The sequence below is a fragment of the Flavobacterium sp. SH_e genome (genome assembly GCF_025717045.1).
Lineage (GTDB): Bacteria > Bacteroidota > Bacteroidia > Flavobacteriales > Flavobacteriaceae > Flavobacterium.
The window spans coordinates 361718-380895 of record NZ_JAOVZN010000008.1; the positions used below are offsets into that span (position 1 = coordinate 361718).

The window sequence follows — 19178 nt, forward strand, 5'->3', positions numbered from 1 at the left end:
AAAAACAACCACAAATAACCAAGCTCTCCATCATGAAATTTAGACCATTATTATCAATTCTACTCCTTGGAAGCCTCTTTGTCACCGCACAAAACAAACCAACCGTAAAAGAATACAAAAAAGTATTTACCACATATCCGTTCTCAGATCCAGATCCGATTCCGAAGCCTGATACCAAGTTTTATCCATATTTCCGTTTTGACGGATTTACTGATAAACCGATTCAGAAAGAATGGAAAGTAATCGAAATTGAAAACGATTATATCAAACTGATGATCCTGCCAGAAATTGGCGGAAAAGTTTGGTCGGCTATAGAAAAATCTACAGGAAAAGACATTGTTTACAATAATCATGTGGTAAAATTTAGAGACATTGCCATGCGCGGACCATGGACAAGCGGCGGTGTTGAAGGTAATTACGGAATTATCGGCCACACGCCAAACTGCGCCACTCCCGTTGATTATAAAATCATAAATCGAGAAGACGGAAGCATCAGCTGCGTGATTGGAGTTTTAGATTTATTGACAAGAACTTCTTGGAAATTAGACATCAATCTGCCAAAAGACAAGGCTTATTTTACTACAAATTCCTTTTGGTCAAACACAACCGAATTTGAACAGCCTTATTATACTTGGATGAATACGGGAATAAAAGCAGCTGAAAATCTGCAATTTATTTATCCGGGACAAACTTACATTGGCCATAACGGAGAATACAATTCGTGGCCAATTGACAAAGAAAACGGCAAAGATTTATCATTCTACAAAAACAACAATTTTGGCGGTTATAAATCGTATCACGTATTCGGGAAATATGATGATTTCTTTGGCGGATATTATCACGATGAAGATTTCGGAATGGGAAGATACGGCAATCACGATGATAAACCGGGCAAAAAAATCTGGATTTGGGGATTGTCTCAGCAAGGAATGATTTGGGAAAAATTATTGACCGATACTGACGGACAATATGTAGAAGTTCAAAGCGGAAGATTGTTTAATCAAGCTAGCGAAGGCAGTAATCTTACGCCTTTCAAACAGCGCTCATTCGCGCCGTATCAAACGGACACTTGGACCGAATATTGGTTTCCTGTAAAACACACAAAAGGTTTTGTGAAAGCCAATAATTATGGTTCTGTTAATATTAAAAACGAAAACGGCTGGCTGAAAATCTATTTTTCTCCGCTTCAAAAACTAAATGAAAAAATTGAAGTTTTTGAAAACGACAAAAAAGTGTATTCTAAAGATATTGCTTTAAATACGATGCAAACTTTTAAAGACTCTATTCAGATAAAAGTTGATTCTAATAAATTGAAATTTGTTTTGGGCGAAAATAAACTGGTTTGGAATTCTGCTCCAGAAGATGGAAATATCAATCGCCCTGTCGAAATTCCGAAGGATTTCGATCATAATTCGATTTACGGATTGTATCAGCAGGGGAAAAATTACATTAGTTTTAAAGATTATGTACTTGCCGAAGAAAAATTAAATGCCTGTTTAAAATTAGATCCAAACTATGCTCCTGCCCTTTCTGCATTGGCTTCTTTACAAATTAGAAAATTAGATTTCAATGCAGCTGTAAATACGGCAAGTAAAGCTTTATCAATAGATACTTACGATGCTTCGGCGAATTATTTTTATGCTTTAGCGAATTTTCATTTAGGAAATACTATCGATGCAAAAGACGGTTTTGATATTGCTGCTGCAAGCGTTGAATTTAGAAGTCCTGCTTATACCGCTTTAAGCAAAATTTACTTATTAGAAAATGATTTGCCAAAAGCGGTCGAATATGCCGAGAAAAGCTTAATCTATAATCAATATAATATCGAAGGTTTACAGGTTTTAGCGGTTTTATATCGTCTTCAAAATAATTCAGATAAAGCAAATTCGGTTTTAAAAACCATTACAAAATTGGATCCGCTGAATCATTTTGCTGATTTTGAAAAATACCTTTGGAACAATTCAAACGATTCAAAAAATGCTTTTACTTCTGTTATTCAAAACGAAATGCCAGAACAGACTTTTCTTGAATTAGGAATTTACTACAATAATTTAAGCCGAAAAGAAGAAGCTCTGAAAGTCTTTTCTATCGCAGAACCAAGCGCTGAAATTATCTATTGGAAAGCTTTCTTAGAAAATAAGCCAGTTGATGTAAGCAAAATCAAACCTGGAACTAGTTTTCCTTTCAGAAATGAAACCGCAGAAATTTTGAAATCATTAATTAAAACAAACGATCAATACCAATTAAAATATCATTTAGGCTTAATTGAATGGAATCGTAACAGTATTTCAGAAGCAAAAGAATTGTTTTCTCAATGCGGAACAAAACCAAATGATCCTGCATTTTATGGAGCTAAAGCATCCTTGTTTAAAGACGATGCTTCACTAGTATTGGCAAGCCTTCAGCAAGCCATAAAATTGGATCCGCAAGGTTGGAGATACCATAAAATGCTGGCAGAACATTACATCGCTCAAAAACAATTTGATAAAGCGCTTACAACAGCTGAATCTTTCTATAAAAAACATCAAGACAATTATTTGATTGGAATGCTTTACGCTAAAACTTTATTGCTAAATAAAAAATACCGTGAAGCTGATTCGTTCTTAACCAAATTGCAGATTCTTCCGTTTGAAGGCGCAACAGCAGGAAGGCAACTATATCACGAAGCGAAATTGATGCAGGCTTTGGCTGAAATGAAGAGCAAAAATTATAAAAAAGCACTACAATTTATTGCCGATGCCAAACTGTTTCCAGAGAATTTAGGCGTTGGAAAACCGTATGACGAAAATATCGATGAAAGATTAGAAAACTGGTTAGATTATCAATGTTATAACAGCCTTGGAAATAAAGAAATGGCTTCTAAATCTTTAGATAAAATCGTCGCTTTCCATCCTGTAGTGGATAATACGGTTATGAACTTCCTTCCGGCAAATAACCTTGTTTCGGCTTGGGCTATCGAAAAAACTTCTTCTGCTCAAGAGGCTGAAAAATGGATTAAAACTCAGGCAAATTTGTATCCGACAAATAAAATAGTGCAATGGACTTTATTGTCTTACACTAAAAAAACATCGAATATTTTGAGTGAAGATGAAAAAGACGGCGAAGTCAGAATTATCGAAAAATTGTAAAGAACTTTCAAAAACAATAAAATGAAAAACCATTTTTTAAAATATACATTTTTGGGTCTTGTCGTTTTGATGAGTCCAAAAATTGAAGCACAAAACAAAGCAGAAAAGGTTGATGAATTATCCATTTACCGTGCTACTCCTTTAAAAACACACGATTTAATTCATACCAAATTGGAAGTTTCTTTCGATTACGGAAAACGTTATTTGTACGGAAAAGAATGGATTACTTTAAAACCGCATTTTTACGAAACCGATTCGCTTAAGCTGGATGCAAAAGGAATGGATTTTAAAGAAATTTCCATTGTTGACGGTAAAAAAAGTATCCCCTTACAATACAAATACGATAACGAAGAGCTTTCGATTGCTTTAAACAGAAAATACAAAAGAACTGAAAAGTACACGATTTTCATTAATTACATCGCAAAACCAACAGAACTGAAAAGCAAAGCTGGAGAATCGATTACCAACTCAAACGGATTGTATTTTATTAATCCTGATGGAAAGGGAGACAAACCAACACAAATATGGACGCAAGGTGAAACGGAAGCTTCTTCTTGCTGGTTTCCAACAATCGACAAACCAAATCAGAAAACAACTTCTGAACTTGCTATGACTGTTGAGGCTAAATATACTACACTTTCAAACGGTAAATTAGTTTCGCAAAAAGTAAACAAAGACGGAACAAGAACAGATACATGGAAGATGGAACAACCAAATGCGCCTTATTTGTTTATGATGGCCGTTGGTGATTTTAAAATCTATAAAGATTCATACAACGGAAAAGAAGTCAGCTATTATCTGGAGCCAAAATATGCGCCTTATGCCAAACAGATTTTCTATAAAACGCCAGATATGATGAACTTTTACGGCAAAATGCTTGGGGTAGAATATCCTTGGGCAAAATATTCGCAAATTGTGGTAAAAGACTATTTTGGAGGTGCGATGGAAAATACTTCGGCGACTGTTCATGGAGAATATGTTCAAAAAACAGAGCGCGAATTATTAGATGACAATCAAGAAAGTACCATTGCTCACGAACTTTTTCATCAATGGTTTGGAGATTACGTAACGGCTGAGTCTTGGTCAAACTTAACTATGAACGAGTCGTTTGCCACTTTTGGAGAAGTTTTATGGCATGGTCATGATGCTGGACAAGATGCAGAAGACAGATCTCGTTATGAAAAATTGCAGAATTATTTACGCTCTCAAAAAAATGGTGATAGTCCAATTTTAGCACGTTTTCATTACAAAAATGCAGACGATATGTTTGATAATATCAGCTATTCTAAAGGTTCTATCATTTTGTATGCAATGAAAAATCAAATGGGCGACGAAGCCTTTTTTAAAGGTTTAAATCATTATTTAACAACAAATGCTTATAAATCTGGTGAACCGCATCAACTGCGTTTATCAGTGGAAGAAGTGACTGGAAAAGACTGGCTACCTTATTTCGATCAATGGTATTATAATGCTGGAAGTCCGATTCTGGATGTGGCTTACAAATATGCTAACGGAAAAATTATTATTACCATAAATCAATCTCAGGATAGTGCCGTTCAAACCTTTACACTTCCTTTAAAAGTTGATTTTTACGTAAACGGAACTAAAATCCGAAAGGATATTTTAATTAATAAAAAACAACAAACATTCATTTTTGATCTTCCTTCAAAACCTGAATTTATAGATTTAGATCCAGATAAAATCTTAGTTGGCGAAGTTAATGTAGATAAAAAAACAGCTGCTGATTATCTTTTTCAATATAAAAATGCGCCATCATATTACAACCGAATTGAAGCCATAAAATTTGCTTCGAAAGACAGAAGTCAGGAATCGCAACTTATTTTACTGGAAGGCTTAAAAGATCCACAAGAAGATTTAAGAGTATTGAGCATCAAAGCAATTGATTTAAATGAAAAACAAACCAAAGATCAGGTTTTAAAAACGCTTCTTGATATTGCTAAAAATGATAAAAAGACAATCGCCAGAGCAAATGCTATTGTAAAACTGGCTTCTACAGGCGATGCTTCTTATAAAAGTTTAATGGAAGAAAGCATTAAAGAACAATCATACAACGTAATCGCTGCAGGATTAGCAGGATTAACAAAATATGCACCAGCCGAAGCTGATAAAGCATTGGCCTCATTAGATGACGATACCCAAAAACATGTAACGCCATTAGTGAAAAGATTTAGTAGTCAAAAATAATTATTGGAATCCTTAGAATCTGTTTTGTTTTTGAAGACCTCTCTAATTTGGTTCATTAGAGAGGTTGCTTTTAGAATAAATAGTATTAATATAATCTCAATTATGAAAACTAGTAATTTAAAATTCATTTTAGCCGCATGCATTATGTTGTGGGGAACATTTGCATCGGCTCAAATGATTAAGACCAAAACACCTTCACGCCCAAAAGGACAGCAAGACGTATTGAGAATGGCAGCAGATCCTATTCCGACGGTTCGTGTTGCTTTCATCGGACTTGGAATGCGTGGACCTGGCGCGGTAGAACGTATGACACATATTCCGGGTGTAGAAATTGTAGCGTTGTGCGACATGACTCAAGAAAATACTGCAAAATCAAATGAGATTTTAACGAAAGCTGGTTTTCCAAAAGCACAAGAATTCTACGGTGACGAAAATGCTTGGAGAAAAGTAACAGCCTTGCCAAACGTAGATTTAGTATATGTTGCCACAGATTGGAAACATCATGCTGTAATTGGAGTTCAGGCCATGAAAGATGGAAAACACGTTGCTATAGAAGTTCCAGGAGCTTTAACTATGAAAGAAATCTGGGAACTTATTGATACTTCTGAAAAAACCAGAAAACACTGTATGCAATTGGAAAACTGCGTTTATGATTTCTTTGAATTAACAACATTAAACATGGCACAGCAAGGCGTTTTTGGAGAAATTCTTCATGCTGAAGGCTCTTACATTCACGGTTTACAGCCTTTTTGGGGAGAATACTGGAACAACTGGAGAATGGATTATAACATTAAACACCGCGGCGATATTTACGCGACACACGGAATGGGACCTGCGTGTCAGGCACTAAATATTCACCGTGGTGACAAAATGAATTTCTTGGTTTCTATGGATACAAAAGCTGTTGGAAATCCTGCTTACATTAAAGAAAAATCAGGACAAGAAATTAAAAATTTTAGAAATGGTGATCATACTATGACTATGATTCGTACGGAAAATGGAAAAACAATTCATATTCAGCACGATGTGACTTCTCCTCGTCCGTATAGCAGAATGTATCAATTGAGCGGTACAAAAGGTTTTGCTAACAAATATCCGCTTGAAGGTTATGCTTTGGATGGAAAAGAATTAAGTGATGATGTAAAACCAAATCACGAAAAATTAAGCGCACACTCTTTTGTTCCTGAAGAAGTTAAAAAAGCGTTGATGGAAAAATACAAACATCCGATTGCCAAAGGAATTGAAGAACAAGCCAAAAAAGTAGGCGGTCACGGCGGAATGGATTTTATTATGGATTATCGTTTAATTCACTGCTTGCAAAAAGGTCTTCCGTTAGATATGGACGTTTATGATTTAGCCGAATGGTCTTGTTTAGGTCCATTAACAGAAATTTCATTAGACCATAATTCTGCTCCGGTTGAAATTCCAGATTTCACACGTGGAGGCTGGAATAAATTGAAAAAATTAGAATTTTCAGAGTAATTAATAAATATATTGGTTAGTTAAAAAGGGACAAGAGGGCGAAGTAGATGTTGCTCTCTTGTCTATTTTAGACTGTTCATAAAATAAGAAAAGCCATCCGATTTTCTCAGATGGCTTTTCTTATTTTTATAAAAAATTAATTCCAGTTGAAAGTAATTCTTTTTTCGATTTCACTGCTTAAACTTAGAAATACTGGGCAAGTCATTGCAGCACGCTCTAGAATAGTTTTGCTTTTTTCGTCAGCGTTGCTTTTCATTTGAAATACAATTTCGATTGCTCCAATTCTTCTTGGCTCTGCATTCATAATCTTAGTTACTTCTGCTGTAGATCCAACAAAATCAACTTCTAAATCACGAGCTTTAATTCCCATAATGGTCATCATGCAGCTTGCTAAAGCATTTGCAACTGTATCTGTTGGAGAAAATGCCTCGCCTTTTCCGTTATTATCTAATGGTGCGTCAGAAATGATTTCGCTTCCTGATTGCACATGAATTGAACTTGTTCTTAAATCTCCTAAATAGGTTACTTTTGATGTCATTAATTTGCTACTTTTAAAGTTAAGTCACTATCATAATATAAGATGTAAACACCTTTATTAGCGTGTCCGCCATCTTCTTTTCTATAATATTGAAATTTATTATCTACTTGCTGAGTCGTCATCAAATCAGCTGTTTCTTGGAATGTTTTTCCCTGTACCAAACGCATCATCGTATCAAACGTTACGTCAAATCCTCTTGTTGCATAAGTCGTCGGATTTGCTTTGTTTTTCAAACGGTATTGTTTTTCATAAATTAAAACTGATTGTTCGTCACTTTCACGTGTTACAGAAGGATACATTAATTTCAACTTTACCAAATTATCAAAACTGATTTCATCTGTATCTAATGTACTATTTGGCTCTAAAATTACCAATTGAACTTGACAACTTTTTTGAGAATCAAGTAACGCTTTAATCGTCGTTTTCACCATTGCTGTATTCCCCGTTTCCATAACAACATAGTTCATTCGATTTGGCAATAATAAACTTTTTAAATTCGCTGCATCCAAACCTCCAGTTTCAGTCAAAGTAGCAAATGCAACTCCTTTTTGGTTTTGTTTGATGTAGTTGATAACCGATTCTTTTTTCTTATCAACTACCGCAATAATATTTCCGTTTTTAGAACGCATATAATCAAACATTGAATTTCTGATTACATCATTTGAAGGTATTGTTTGGTATAAATTCTCAATCGGATTTGCACTATCTTTTGATAAAGGTGAGATAACAGGAACATTATACATACGAAGTGTATTCGCTGCTGCCTCCGCATTACTTTGATAAAATGGCCCAATTACAGCATCTGCATCTTGAAGTTTCGAACTTAAACTAGAAACATTCGAAGTCGTTTTTGTTTCCTGCGAATCATAAATTGCCACATCAATTGGCAATTTCAATGTTCTCGCCGAATCAATCGCCATCATAGCTCCAGAATAAAAATCTAAAGTCATGTTTAAGAACTTATCATTTTTAATTCTGTTTGCCGTTCCAGAAGTATCACTTTGTACTTTCGCCATATTAAAAGGAAGCAATAAAACTACTTTTTTACGTTCGTTAGCTCCTTTTTTCTTGCTTAATTCGACAATTTCTACATTTTCATTTTCTGTCGATTTTACTTTATCAATAATCTTAATTCCACCACCGCCAGTGTTTTCAACTGGTTTGTTCCATGTAGATTCAATTGGTTTTTCAGCTGGTACTTGTGCTGCAACAATTGGAGCTGGAGCTACATATCCTGCAGGAACTTTCAAAATCATTCCCTCTTTCAAACCTTCAGAAAGTGAAGGATTTAAAGCAACTAATTCATCTTGTGATAGATGAAAAACTCTCCCTAAACTATATAAAGTTTCTTTTGGTTTTACCTGATAATCCATGTAAGAAACAGCTTTTTTAGAAGTTTCAACAGGTTTTTTACTTTCTATAGCTTTAGCAGTTTCTACTGGCGCAGATTCTGTTTTTGGAGCTGTTCCTTTTATTGTCAATCTGTAACCAACTGGCAAGCTATTAACAATATCGGGATTACGTTTTTCCAATTCGTCAACAGTCATATTGTACTGTTTTGCAATGCCAAATTTTGTTTCTTTCGGCTGAACATCATGAAAAACATATTTTTCAGGACCTTTTTCTTTAGCAGGTTTTGCAGCTGCTTTTGGCGTCGATCCTTTTGCTGGAATAACCAATTTTTGTCCAATTTGAACGCCATCTTTTTCTAAAACCGGATTTGCAGCTTTTAATGCTTCATCTGTAATTCCGTACTTATGCTCAATACTCCAAAATGTTTCTTTTGGCTGTACTTCATGAATAATTTCTTTTCCTGAAGCTACTGCAGTTTTAGTTTCTGCAACTTCTTTTTTTGCTTCTCCTGTTTTTGTTGGAATTAACAATACAGAGTTTGGCACTAATCCTGTTCTTGCATCTGGATTGAGCTGATAAATATCAAAAGGCGTTACCTTAAATTTCTGTGCAATCTGATTAATTGTCTCACCGCTTGACACTTTATACTTCACCACTTTTTCTTGCGAAAATGCGCTTGAAGTAATAAAAAAAACAAGAGACAATACTGTTAAATAATATTTCATAATAAGGCTTAAAACAATTTAATTTCTAATTCTAAAATAAGTTACAATTTTACCAAAAGCAAAATTCGCGCCGTTTGTTTTATTGCTGTAAAATTACCTTAAATCGATTTCTACTTTAGCAATAATGATTTCTTTATATAACACATCTTCTTCCTTTTTCTTGCATTCGTAAAGCACTTCTTCCATGTTTTCGTATTTATCACTATATACATAGTACGAAAGACTGTTAATATTGAAAAAGAAGCTGGCATTAAACGCCCCAGAATCAATGAGTTTCATAATAAGCTTATCTCGGTCAACTGCGTCTGTAAATATACCTAAAACTAAGTAATACCCGTTTGAAACTTCTCTAAGATTATCATAAACTTCTACTTTTACCGTTTTATCAGTACGTAACGGATTGTCTTTCAATTCCTGTTTCATTTCCTCTAGCGAAATTGTTTTTGAATTTTCGTCAGCACCATTTTTTTTCTGCTTTTTAACCGCTTCATCCTGATACTTTTTCAGTTTAACTAAAGCCAATTTATCATCAAATTTTCTAGCTTCCATACTATAAAAAGAAGCTTTGCTGATGTGTCTTTTTACTTCAATTTTTTTCTGAGTATCCAAAGAATCAATTTTCGCAATCAACAGCTGATTCTGTTTATCTCCCAACTCCTGCTCTGCTTTATATTTTTTTATTTCTTCTAAAGACAAACGTTGCTGCAAAGAAGCTGTGTTGGTATTTTTTTCGCTTTCGCGGATTTTCCTCTTATACTCCTGATTTTCCTCAACTGCAATTTTTTCCACTTTATTCATCAAACCAGCATAAGCTTTTCTGTTTTCTGCCAGTTCTTTTTTCAGTTGAGACGATAATTCATTGGTTTTATTAATTCCTTCAGAAGATTGTTTTTCCAATCTTTTAGATTCTTCAACATTTAAAATATCCATTCGCTTCAGTTCTTTCAAATCATCATTCATCGAATTAACAAGCGAATCTAATTTTGCCATTAAAATATCCTGAACATTTTTATTGGCTTCTAAAACCAATCGGAGTTTTTCGACCGAGTTTTCTTTAGAACCATTCATGTCGTTAAGATTTACTTTCAGATCATTAATCTTTATGATTTTCTGATTCATTTCTTTCTGAACTACCAAGCGATCTTTCAAATCTTCAATTTCAACTGTTTTGGCTTTTGTTTTCTCAACAACAACTTGTTTTTCGGCCAAAGCCAACATTAATTCTTCACTTTCGTTTGCTGGTTGAATTCCTTTGGTATTAATAGCCAATTTGTTTCCAACAATTAATCCGTTTACAATTTCAGGATTTTGAGACTCTAATTGGTCTATTGAAATTCCGTATTTCTTAGCAATTGAAAATTTAGTTTCTTTGGGTTGTACAACATGAAAAACAGTTTCCTGATTAATTACACGAACTCTTCCATCCAAAGTTTTTCTTTTGTTCGGAATTGAAATCGTTTGACCAATTTGCAGACCGTTAATCAAAATTTCTTTGTTTAAGTTTTCTAAATCTTGAACCGAAACATTGTATTGTCTCGCGATACTGAATAAAGATTCTTTAGCCACAACCTGATGTGTCGTTTTTAAAGAAACAGAAGCTTCTGATTTAGATATATCTGAATTTTGAGGAATTATTAATTCTTGACCAATTTGAAGTCCGTTAGCCAGAATTTCTTGATTAGCATCCTGAATCGCTTCTACCGAAACGTGATATTGTTTAGACAAACCAAACAGTGTTTCTTTAGGAGCAACAATATGAGTCTGTTGCTTTGAATTTGAATTTTCTAAGTGATGAACTGGAATCTTTAAAATCTGATTATCCTTGATTCCATTTTGAGATTCGGGGTTGAGTTTGTAAATCTCTTCTACAGAAACCTTATACTTTTGTGCTATAAAATAAGCAGTTTCTCCTTTTTGAATTTTGTGTTCAATAATTGAATCTTGCGCAATTATTCTGTTAAAAGACAAAATAAACACAAGAGAAATTGTTAAAAGTTCTCTCATAAATAGTAGGTTATAAAAAATTAAGGCCTTACAAATGTAAGACCTTAATTTTAAATTATGCTACTATTCCCACTCAATTGTTGCAGGTGGTTTTGAACTAATATCGTAAACAACACGATTCACGCCTTTTACCTTATTGATAATATCATTAGAAACTTTCATTAAGAAATCGTAAGGTAAGTGAACCCAGTCGGCAGTCATACCATCTGTTGATTCTACTGCTCTAAGCGCTACTACTTTTTCGTAAGTACGCTCATCACCCATAACACCAACACTGTTCACAGGAAGCAAAATTGCTCCAGCCTGCCAAACTTTATCGTATAATCCCCAAGATTTTAATCCTTCGATAAACACAGAATCTACATCTTGTAAAATTCTAACTTTCTCCGGAGTAATATCTCCTAAAATTCTAATTGATAATCCTGGTCCTGGGAAAGGATGTCTTCCCAATAATTCAGGATCTATTCCTAATGTAGCTCCTACTCTTCTCACTTCGTCTTTGAAAAGCATTCTAAGCGGTTCTACAATTTTTAATTTCATGTAATCTGGCAATCCACCAACGTTGTGGTGTGATTTAATAGTTGCAGATGGTCCTTTTACCGAAACAGATTCGATAACGTCAGGATAAATTGTTCCTTGTGCCAACCATTTTACGTCTTCTAATAAGTGTGATTCATCATCAAAAACTTCGATAAATACACGACCGATTGTTTTACGTTTTGTTTCAGGATCGCTGATTCCAGCCAATTCACCAAGGAAACGATCTCCTGCATCTACACCTTTTACGTTTAATCCCATTCCTTTGTATTGATCTAATACATTTTGGAATTCGTTTTTACGTAAAAGTCCGTTGTTAACGAAGATGCAATATAAATTTTGCCCGATTGCTTTGTTTAATAAAACTGCCGCTACAGTAGAATCTACTCCACCAGATAAACCAAGAACAACTTTATCATCACCTAGTTTTTCCTTCAATTCTGCTACCATTTCGTCAACGAAAGCATTTGGAGTAAAGTTTTGAGGAACTTCTGCAATTTTTACTAAGAAGTTTTCTAGCATCTTTTTTCCATCTGTTGAATGGTAAACTTCCGGGTGGTATTGAATTGCATAAGTAGTTTCGCCTTCAATTTTGTAAGCAGCATATTCTACATCATGCGTACTTGCTAATTTTACAGCGTTTGTTGGAAGCGCTTTGATACTATCGCTATGGCTCATCCAAACTTGGCTGTTTTCTGAAACTCCTTCAAAGAAAGTTTCGCCTTCTTTAATATAAGACAAGTTAGCTCTTCCGTATTCTCTTGTATTTGAAGCTGCCACTTCTCCACCGCTGAAATGAGCTAAATATTGTGCTCCGTAACAAACGGCAAGTAAAGGCATTTTACCTCTAATTTGCGATAAATCAGGATGTGGTGCATCTTCTCCTCTAACAGAGAAAGGGCTTCCTCCTAAAATTACGGCTTTATAACTTGATAAATCACTTGGAATGTGATTGTAAGGAAAAATTTCGCAGAATATATTTAATTCGCGAACTCTACGCGCAATAAGCTGAGTATATTGCGATCCGAAATCTAAAATAAGTACGTTGTGTTGCATGCGCAAAAATACTTTTTATTCTCGAAATTGAAAAATCGGAACGTTGAAAAAATAAATATTTTTTTTCAACGTTCCGATTTTTAGGTTTAAAAGCTAAAAGTTACAAAGGTTCAGAGGTTTATAAAAATTTCAAAAGATTATTTGCTTTGTTACTTTGAACCTTTGCATCTTTGAACCTATAAAAAGAAATCCAAACAATCCAAAAATTCGTATTTAGACAAAAACCATTTAAATTAACTATGAAATCAAAACTTATTGCATTGACGGTTTTTCTGTCAATCTTTTTTTCTTCTTGTAATGCTGTCGATGATTTATTGACTTTTACTATTTCGAATAACACTTCGATTAAAATTCAAAGCACTTCGCCAATCAACTTGACATCAGAAATTATTACGCCAGAGGTTACAACCAATTCTTCTGCCGAATTTGAAAACAATAAAACTAAAGCAAGTTTGGTAAAAGATGTTAAAATCAGATCGCTGAAATTATCAATTACTGATCCGTCTGATAAAACTTTTACATTTTTAAAATCGGTTCATTTGTATATCTCAACAGCAAATTCTGACGAAATTGAATTAGCTTATGCAGACAATATTAATGTCTCAAGCAATTCAGTCGATTTAATTTGTACGGATAAAAAACTAGATGAATATATTAAAGCAGATAGCTACAAAATAAGAACTCAAGTAACTTTAAAAGAAACTTTAACAAAAGATGTAACTGTAAAAGCAGACATGAAGTTTAAAGTTACTGCGGATCCGTTTTAATCTTTTGAGGTCCAAAGACTTAAAATAACAAAGATTCAGAGTCTTTCGTTACACTAAAAAATAAAAAGGTTCAAAGGTAAGCGAAGCGTAAAAACTTTGTCCCTTTGAACCTTTGTTGCTTTGAACCTAGCGTAAAAGCGCTCTACTCTTTCGTCACAACAATAGACGCTTTGAATCCTGCGGCAAGGTTGTCCCAATAATCACTTGTGACCATATTTCCTTTGTCGTCATAAACTTGTATTTCTGCGGTATTTCCTCCTAGCGAACCTATATTTAAAGCTTCAAAATCCAGTTTATTAAAACCTTCATTCAGATTAATTCTTACCTGCTGGAAATTTGAATCCAATAGAATTCGTTCTCTTACTACACTTTCATTACAAGATACTTTTACTAAATCTCCATCAATTGCCCCAAAATCTCGGAACTTCACTATAAAATATTCTGATTTCGTTTTAAAATCTCCTAACGAAATATTTTTCTTCACTAATACACCGCGACCTTCTCTTAAGCCAGCATCTTTTAAGGCTTTATCCAAATCTTTTTCCATTTTCGCCACATAACGGTCGCCCGGATTAGCAAAATCAGTTTCTGTAGACATGGTAAATTTACTTTTTTCTTCTCCAATCTGAAACTTCGATTTTGGAGTTATTGTAGTATTTTCAAAAACATTCGGAGTTTTAATACTCGGAATATCCAGATTATCTGCCTGTGGATCTTTAACCTCAGGAATTGGAGTCTTTTTTGGCTTTGCGCTAAACTTTGGTGCGGGAATAGCTTTGAATTTAGAATTAAATTCGGCTTGGGCTGATACTGACAATGCAGTAAAAAATAATATGAAAAATAAAATGTGCTTCATTGAAAAAGGATTATCGAATCGGCTTTTATAATTAATTATAAATCAAAAGTCCAGCATCACAAAAATAGTATAATTTAGTTAGCCTCTACAACTTTAGGAGTTTTATAACATTAAATTAAGCTAATTTTTGGAATCAAAAAACCTGCCAAGATTTTTTATTTCATAAAAAATAAATTTCAACTCTTAAATTTCCAAACTCCAAAATCTCATTTCATAAAATCATTTATCATTTTGATTATTAACAACTTATTCTTAACTTCAAGACTTTATTTAACCATTTATAAAACTCAAAGAAATGGATTATATAGATTACTACAAAGTATTAGATGTTACAAAATCTGCTACTGAAGCAGATATCAAAAAAGCATATAGAAAACTGGCAAGAAAATATCATCCCGATCTGAATCCGAATGATAAAGAAGCCGAAAAAAAGTTTAAAGAAATAAATGAAGCAAATGAAGTTTTAAGCAATCCAGAAAACCGAAAAAAATACGATAAGTACGGAAAAGACTGGAAACATGCTGAAGAATTTGAAAAAGCGGGCTACGATCCGAATCAGCAGCAAAGCAGACAACAAAGCGGTTCTCAATATTCTGGTGGAGATTTTTCTGGTTTTGGAGGGGACTTTTCTGGAAGTGATTTTTCCGATTTTTTCAATTCGATGTATGGCGGAGGAAGAAGCAGATCGCAATCTAAATATAGAGGTCAGGATTTTAATGCTGAGCTGGAATTAGATCTTGCGGAAGCTTATACAACACATAAAAGAAACTTGTCAGTAAATGGAAAAAACATTCGAATTACAATTCCTGCTGGTGTAGAAAACGGACAGATTATTAAAATTCCAAATCATGGTGGGCCTGGAGTAAATGGCGGACCAAATGGAGATTTGTACATTACCTTTATGATTTCTAATAATTCAGATTTTAAACGCGAAGGAAATAATTTATACGCTGATGCTCCAATTGATTTGTACACCGCTATTTTGGGTGGAGAAACGCATATTAATACTTTTGATGGAAAAGTAAAAATTAAAGTTCCAGCAGAAACCCAACCGGGAACAAAGGTAAAACTGAAAGGTAAAGGTTTTCCTGTTTACAAAAAGGAGAATCAATTTGGTGATTTATACATTACTTATACTATCAAAATTCCAACAAAACTTTCGGATAAGGAAAAAGAATTATTTGAAGAATTAGCAAAACTAAGAAAGTCATGAAAAGCAAAAATTTAATCCAGATTAAACAGTTTTGTATCTATCACGAAATTGAAAATACTTTTATAACCGAACTTAATAATTACGGACTCATTCGTATTATTACGGAAGAAAATGATGAATATCTAGAACCAGAACAACTTCCAACAATAGAAAAAATGATCCGAATGCACTATGATCTTAAAATTAATTTGGAAGGAATTGATGCCATTGCGCATTTACTAAATAAAATTGAAACCCTACAGCAGAATCTAAATACGGTAAATAATAAACTTCGACTTTACGAAGAAAAACAAACCGAATAACGATTTAAATATCACAAAAAAGCTTGATTTTCGAAGTGATTTCAAGCTTTTTTTAGTGTCAACGAGAAGCATTCTTCTTAAATTGCGGCATCTTAATTAACCTGAATTTGCTTTTAAAACCGTACAAACAAATTCGCAAAAATTATATAATAATGAAAAGAGAAAACATCTTAACTGGATCTCCGTGGGAAGACAAAATGGGATATTGTCGCGCTGTAAGAATTGGCAATATCGTTGAAGTTTCTGGAACTGTAGCCATTGTTGACGGCGAAAAAGTAAAAGCTGATGACGCTTATGCTCAAACCTATAATATTTTAGAGCGAGTTGAAAAGGTTTTAGAAGATTTAAATGTGGGCATGAAAGATGTTATCAGAACTAGAATTTTCACCACCAATGTTTCTACTTTCGAAGAAGTAGCGAGAGCGCATTCTGCTTTTTTTAAAGATATAAAACCAACAACAGGATTTTATGAAATCAGTAAACTGGTTGCTCCAGAATACTTGGTTGAAATAGAATTTACTGCTGTTGTTCAGTAATTTATTTATAGCCACGAATTCACGAATTATTATATTCCATAGTAATTTTTTAAATTTGTGAATTCGTGGCAAAAAAAGTCACTTCATTTTTAATGACTACTCCAAATCCAAAACAATTCCTGCTTTCTCTTCCAAAATGGATTCTTATCTGTGTTTTAATAGGTATACTTTCAGGATCAGCCTCAGCATTTTTCTTAGTTTCTTTAGAATGGGTTACGCAGTTTAGAATTCAGCACGACTGGATTATATGGCTTTTGCCTTTCGGCGGATTTCTGGTAGGTCTAAGTTATTATTATTGGGGAGAATCTGTCACAAAAGGAAACAATCTTTTATTGGAAGAATACGAAAATCCTAAAAAAGTGATTCCGTTTAAAATGGCTCCTTTAGTACTTTTAGGTACATTAATCACACATTTATTCGGAGGATCTGCAGGACGAGAAGGAACTGCGGTGCAAATGGGAGGCGCAATTGCCGATCAGTTCACAAAATTATTCAAACTTGATAATTCAGAACGCAAGATTTTAATCATTCTAGGAATCAGCGCGGGTTTTGCTTCTGTGTTTGGAACTCCTTTGGCTGGTGCAATTTTCGCTTTGGAAGTTTTATATTTCAGTAAAATTAATTTCAAAAGCATTTTACTTTCCTTTTTAGTTGCTTACGTAGCTTATTTTACGGTAGAATTTTGGAAAATCAAACATACACATTACAGTATTCCTGTTGTTCCAGAACTTAGTTTAAACAATATTATTTTTACTCTAATTGTTGGAATTTTATCTGGATTTGCTGCATTACTATTTTCTAGAAGCACTCATTTCTGGAGTTCTCTTTTTTCAAAAAACATTAAATATCCACCGCTTCGTCCAGTAATTGGCGGAGTTGTTTTAGCGATTGCAATCGCTGGTTTTGGATTTACCAAATTCTCAGGTTTGGGAGTTCCTGTTATTGTCGATTCATTTTCAAATCCGAATCAATGGTACGATTTTTTGCTTAAAATATTGTTTACTGGATTTACTTTAGGAGCTGGTTTTAAAGGAGGTGAAGTAACTCCATTATTTTTTGTTGGCGCGACTTTAGGAAGTGCTTTATCGACTGTAATTCCAATGCCGATTGCTCTTTTAGCAGGAATCGGATTTGTCGCTGTTTTCTCAGGTGCAACCCACACTCCTATCGCCTGCTCGATCATGGGAATGGAATTATTCGGAATTGCTCCCGGAATCTTCATTGCAATCGCCTGCACAATTGCTTATTTTTCTTCTGGTTCTGTCGGAATTTACAAGTCTCAGATTGTAAAAGGAGCTAAATATAGATTGTACCAGAGATTAAATTCCAATTTTTAAAATCTCAAATTCCAAACTAGACTGAAAACTGAGAATTGCGACTGAACACTAAAAACTGACCACTGCCTACTGCGACTGAATACTAAAATTATTTTCAGCGTTACATTAAAAAAATGTAAATTCGCACACTATGAAAATACAAGATATTCAAGCGATTCAATTATTACTCGCTACCCCAAAGAAAATTGTCATCATTCCGCACAGAGGACCAGATGGTGATGCGATGGGATCAACATTAGGTTTATACCATTTTTTAATTAAAAATAATCATCAGGCAACCGTAATTGCGCCGAATGATTTCCCTAATTTTTTAGCTTGGCTTCCGGGATCAGAGACTGTAAAAATATTCGAAAAAGAAACTGAAATCTGTACGCAGATTTTAGAAGATGCAGAAATCATTTTTACGCTTGATTTTAATGCATTTCATCGTACAGGCGAAATGGAGCATACTCTAGCAAAGCTAAAAGCTACTTTCATTATGATCGATCATCATCAAAAACCTGATGATTATGCCACATATACTTATTCTGATACTTCATATGGATCAACTTGTGAGATGGTTTACAATTTTATCACATTCTTAAATAAAAAAGAAGATATTGATAAAACCATTGCAACTTGCATTTATACGGGAATTTTAACCGATTCAGGCTCATTTCGTTTCCCTGGTACAACAGGAAATACACATAGAATCATTGCAGAATTAATCGATTTAGGTGTCGAAAACACTCAAATTCCTGTACTGCTTTTCGACAACAGCTCTTTCAGCAGATTGCAGTTATTAGGCCGTGCTTTGCAGAACATGAAAATTCTTGAAGATCATAAAACATCTTATATGACGTTAACACAAGAAGAACTAGATTCTTTTAATTATGTTAAAGGTGATACAGAAGGAATTGTTAATTATGGCTTAAGCATAAAAGATATCGTTTTTACTGCTATTTTTATTGAGAATAAAGACGAAGGCATTATTAAGATTTCATTCCGTTCGCAAGGCGGTTTTGATGTGAATCAGTTCGCAAGAGATCATTTTAATGGCGGCGGTCACAGCAATGCGGCTGGCGGAAGATCTGAGGTTTCTATGGAAGAAACGGTTAAGAAATTTGAAGATTTAGTAACAAAACTAAAATTATAATCCA

14 protein-coding genes are annotated in these 19178 nt (G+C 34.0%); 9 read left to right on the forward strand and 5 right to left on the reverse strand.

Annotation, left to right across the window (positions count from 1 at the left end):
- Nucleotides 1-32 precede the first annotated feature (32 nt).
- From OD917_RS19655 to OD917_RS19665, 3 genes are all read left to right on the forward strand, one after another.
- Nucleotides 33-3128 carry a DUF5107 domain-containing protein gene (locus tag OD917_RS19655; protein WP_263525116.1) on the forward strand — a complete coding sequence of 1032 codons (3096 nt, stop codon included), beginning with the start codon at nt 33-35 and terminating at the stop codon, nt 3126-3128.
- A 21-nt stretch (nt 3129-3149) separates the two neighbouring features.
- The gene (locus OD917_RS19660; RefSeq protein ID WP_263525117.1) at nt 3150-5333 is read left to right on the forward strand and encodes a M1 family metallopeptidase; all 2184 of its coding nucleotides are present in this window, start codon (nt 3150-3152) and stop codon (nt 5331-5333) included.
- 144 nt (nt 5334-5477) lie between these two features.
- A complete protein-coding gene (locus OD917_RS19665) occupies nt 5478-6815 on the forward strand; it encodes a Gfo/Idh/MocA family protein (protein ID WP_263525347.1) in 1338 nt (445 codons plus the stop codon).
- 136 nt (nt 6816-6951) lie between these two features.
- On the opposite strand, the gene OD917_RS19670 is transcribed toward OD917_RS19665, so the two are convergent.
- From OD917_RS19670 to guaA, 4 genes are all read right to left on the reverse strand, one after another.
- Nucleotides 6952-7353 (reverse strand): OsmC family protein, encoded by a 402-nt coding sequence (locus OD917_RS19670; protein WP_263525118.1) that lies wholly within the window; start codon nt 7351-7353, stop codon nt 6952-6954.
- Nucleotides 7353-9431 (reverse strand): LysM peptidoglycan-binding domain-containing protein, encoded by a 2079-nt coding sequence (locus OD917_RS19675; protein WP_263525119.1) that lies wholly within the window; start codon nt 9429-9431, stop codon nt 7353-7355. Before OD917_RS19675 ends, OD917_RS19670 begins: the two co-directional genes overlap by 1 nt.
- 93 nt (nt 9432-9524) lie before the next feature.
- Nucleotides 9525-11435, reverse strand: coding sequence for a LysM peptidoglycan-binding domain-containing protein (locus tag OD917_RS19680; RefSeq protein ID WP_263525120.1), 1911 nt, complete (start codon nt 11433-11435; stop codon nt 9525-9527).
- 63 nt (nt 11436-11498) lie between these two features.
- Nucleotides 11499-13028, reverse strand: a complete 1530-nt coding sequence (gene guaA, locus OD917_RS19685) for a glutamine-hydrolyzing GMP synthase (protein WP_111366907.1) — start codon at nt 13026-13028, stop codon at nt 11499-11501.
- Nucleotides 13029-13267: 239 nt separating this feature from the next.
- Here guaA and OD917_RS19690 point away from each other — a divergent pair, with 239 nt between their 5' ends.
- Complete coding sequence (locus tag OD917_RS19690; RefSeq protein WP_263525121.1) at nt 13268-13795, forward strand: hypothetical protein; 528 nt, start codon at nt 13268-13270, stop codon at nt 13793-13795.
- Nucleotides 13796-13937: 142 nt separating this feature from the next.
- Here the strand turns inward: OD917_RS19690 and OD917_RS19695 are convergent, their stop codons facing one another.
- A complete protein-coding gene (locus tag OD917_RS19695; protein WP_263525122.1) occupies nt 13938-14612 on the reverse strand; it encodes a hypothetical protein in 675 nt (224 codons plus the stop codon).
- Between the two features lie 334 nt (nt 14613-14946).
- Between OD917_RS19695 and OD917_RS19700 the strand changes: the two genes are divergently transcribed.
- From OD917_RS19700 to OD917_RS19720, 5 genes are all read left to right on the forward strand, one after another.
- Nucleotides 14947-15864, forward strand: a complete 918-nt coding sequence (locus tag OD917_RS19700) for a J domain-containing protein (protein ID WP_263525123.1) — start codon at nt 14947-14949, stop codon at nt 15862-15864.
- Nucleotides 15861-16166 carry a chaperone modulator CbpM gene (locus OD917_RS19705; RefSeq protein WP_263525124.1) on the forward strand — a complete coding sequence of 102 codons (306 nt, stop codon included), beginning with the start codon at nt 15861-15863 and terminating at the stop codon, nt 16164-16166. The genes OD917_RS19700 and OD917_RS19705 overlap by 4 nt, the downstream gene beginning before the upstream one ends.
- 152 nt (nt 16167-16318) lie before the next feature.
- Nucleotides 16319-16702, forward strand: a complete 384-nt coding sequence (locus OD917_RS19710; RefSeq protein ID WP_095929905.1) for a RidA family protein — start codon at nt 16319-16321, stop codon at nt 16700-16702.
- Nucleotides 16703-16794: 92 nt separating this feature from the next.
- Nucleotides 16795-18039 carry a voltage-gated chloride channel family protein gene (locus OD917_RS19715; protein ID WP_263525348.1) on the forward strand — a complete coding sequence of 415 codons (1245 nt, stop codon included), beginning with the start codon at nt 16795-16797 and terminating at the stop codon, nt 18037-18039.
- 130 nt (nt 18040-18169) lie between these two features.
- Nucleotides 18170-19174: a DHH family phosphoesterase gene (locus OD917_RS19720; RefSeq protein ID WP_263525125.1), complete on the forward strand. Its 1005-nt coding sequence runs from the start codon at nt 18170-18172 to the stop codon at nt 19172-19174.
- Nucleotides 19175-19178: the final 4 nt, after the last annotated feature.

What these genes read in the sequence shown, in the direction of transcription:
- OD917_RS19655 (WP_263525116.1), top strand. Translation starts at nt 33, where the DNA reads ATGAAATTTAGACCATTATTATCAATTCTACTCCTTGGAAGCCTCTTT.
- OD917_RS19660 (WP_263525117.1), top strand. Translation starts at nt 3,150, where the DNA reads ATGAAAAACCATTTTTTAAAATATACATTTTTGGGTCTTGTCGTTTTG.
- OD917_RS19665 (WP_263525347.1), top strand. Translation starts at nt 5,478, where the DNA reads ATGTTGTGGGGAACATTTGCATCGGCTCAAATGATTAAGACCAAAACA.
- OD917_RS19670 (WP_263525118.1), bottom strand. Translation starts at nt 7,353, where the DNA reads ATGACATCAAAAGTAACCTATTTAGGAGATTTAAGAACAAGTTCAATT.
- OD917_RS19675 (WP_263525119.1), bottom strand. Translation starts at nt 9,431, where the DNA reads ATGAAATATTATTTAACAGTATTGTCTCTTGTTTTTTTTATTACTTCA.
- OD917_RS19680 (WP_263525120.1), bottom strand. Translation starts at nt 11,435, where the DNA reads ATGAGAGAACTTTTAACAATTTCTCTTGTGTTTATTTTGTCTTTTAAC.
- guaA (WP_111366907.1), bottom strand. Translation starts at nt 13,028, where the DNA reads ATGCAACACAACGTACTTATTTTAGATTTCGGATCGCAATATACTCAG.
- OD917_RS19690 (WP_263525121.1), top strand. Translation starts at nt 13,268, where the DNA reads ATGAAATCAAAACTTATTGCATTGACGGTTTTTCTGTCAATCTTTTTT.
- OD917_RS19700 (WP_263525123.1), top strand. Translation starts at nt 14,947, where the DNA reads ATGGATTATATAGATTACTACAAAGTATTAGATGTTACAAAATCTGCT.
- OD917_RS19705 (WP_263525124.1), top strand. Translation starts at nt 15,861, where the DNA reads ATGAAAAGCAAAAATTTAATCCAGATTAAACAGTTTTGTATCTATCAC.
- OD917_RS19710 (WP_095929905.1), top strand. Translation starts at nt 16,319, where the DNA reads ATGAAAAGAGAAAACATCTTAACTGGATCTCCGTGGGAAGACAAAATG.
- OD917_RS19715 (WP_263525348.1), top strand. Translation starts at nt 16,795, where the DNA reads ATGACTACTCCAAATCCAAAACAATTCCTGCTTTCTCTTCCAAAATGG.
- OD917_RS19720 (WP_263525125.1), top strand. Translation starts at nt 18,170, where the DNA reads ATGAAAATACAAGATATTCAAGCGATTCAATTATTACTCGCTACCCCA.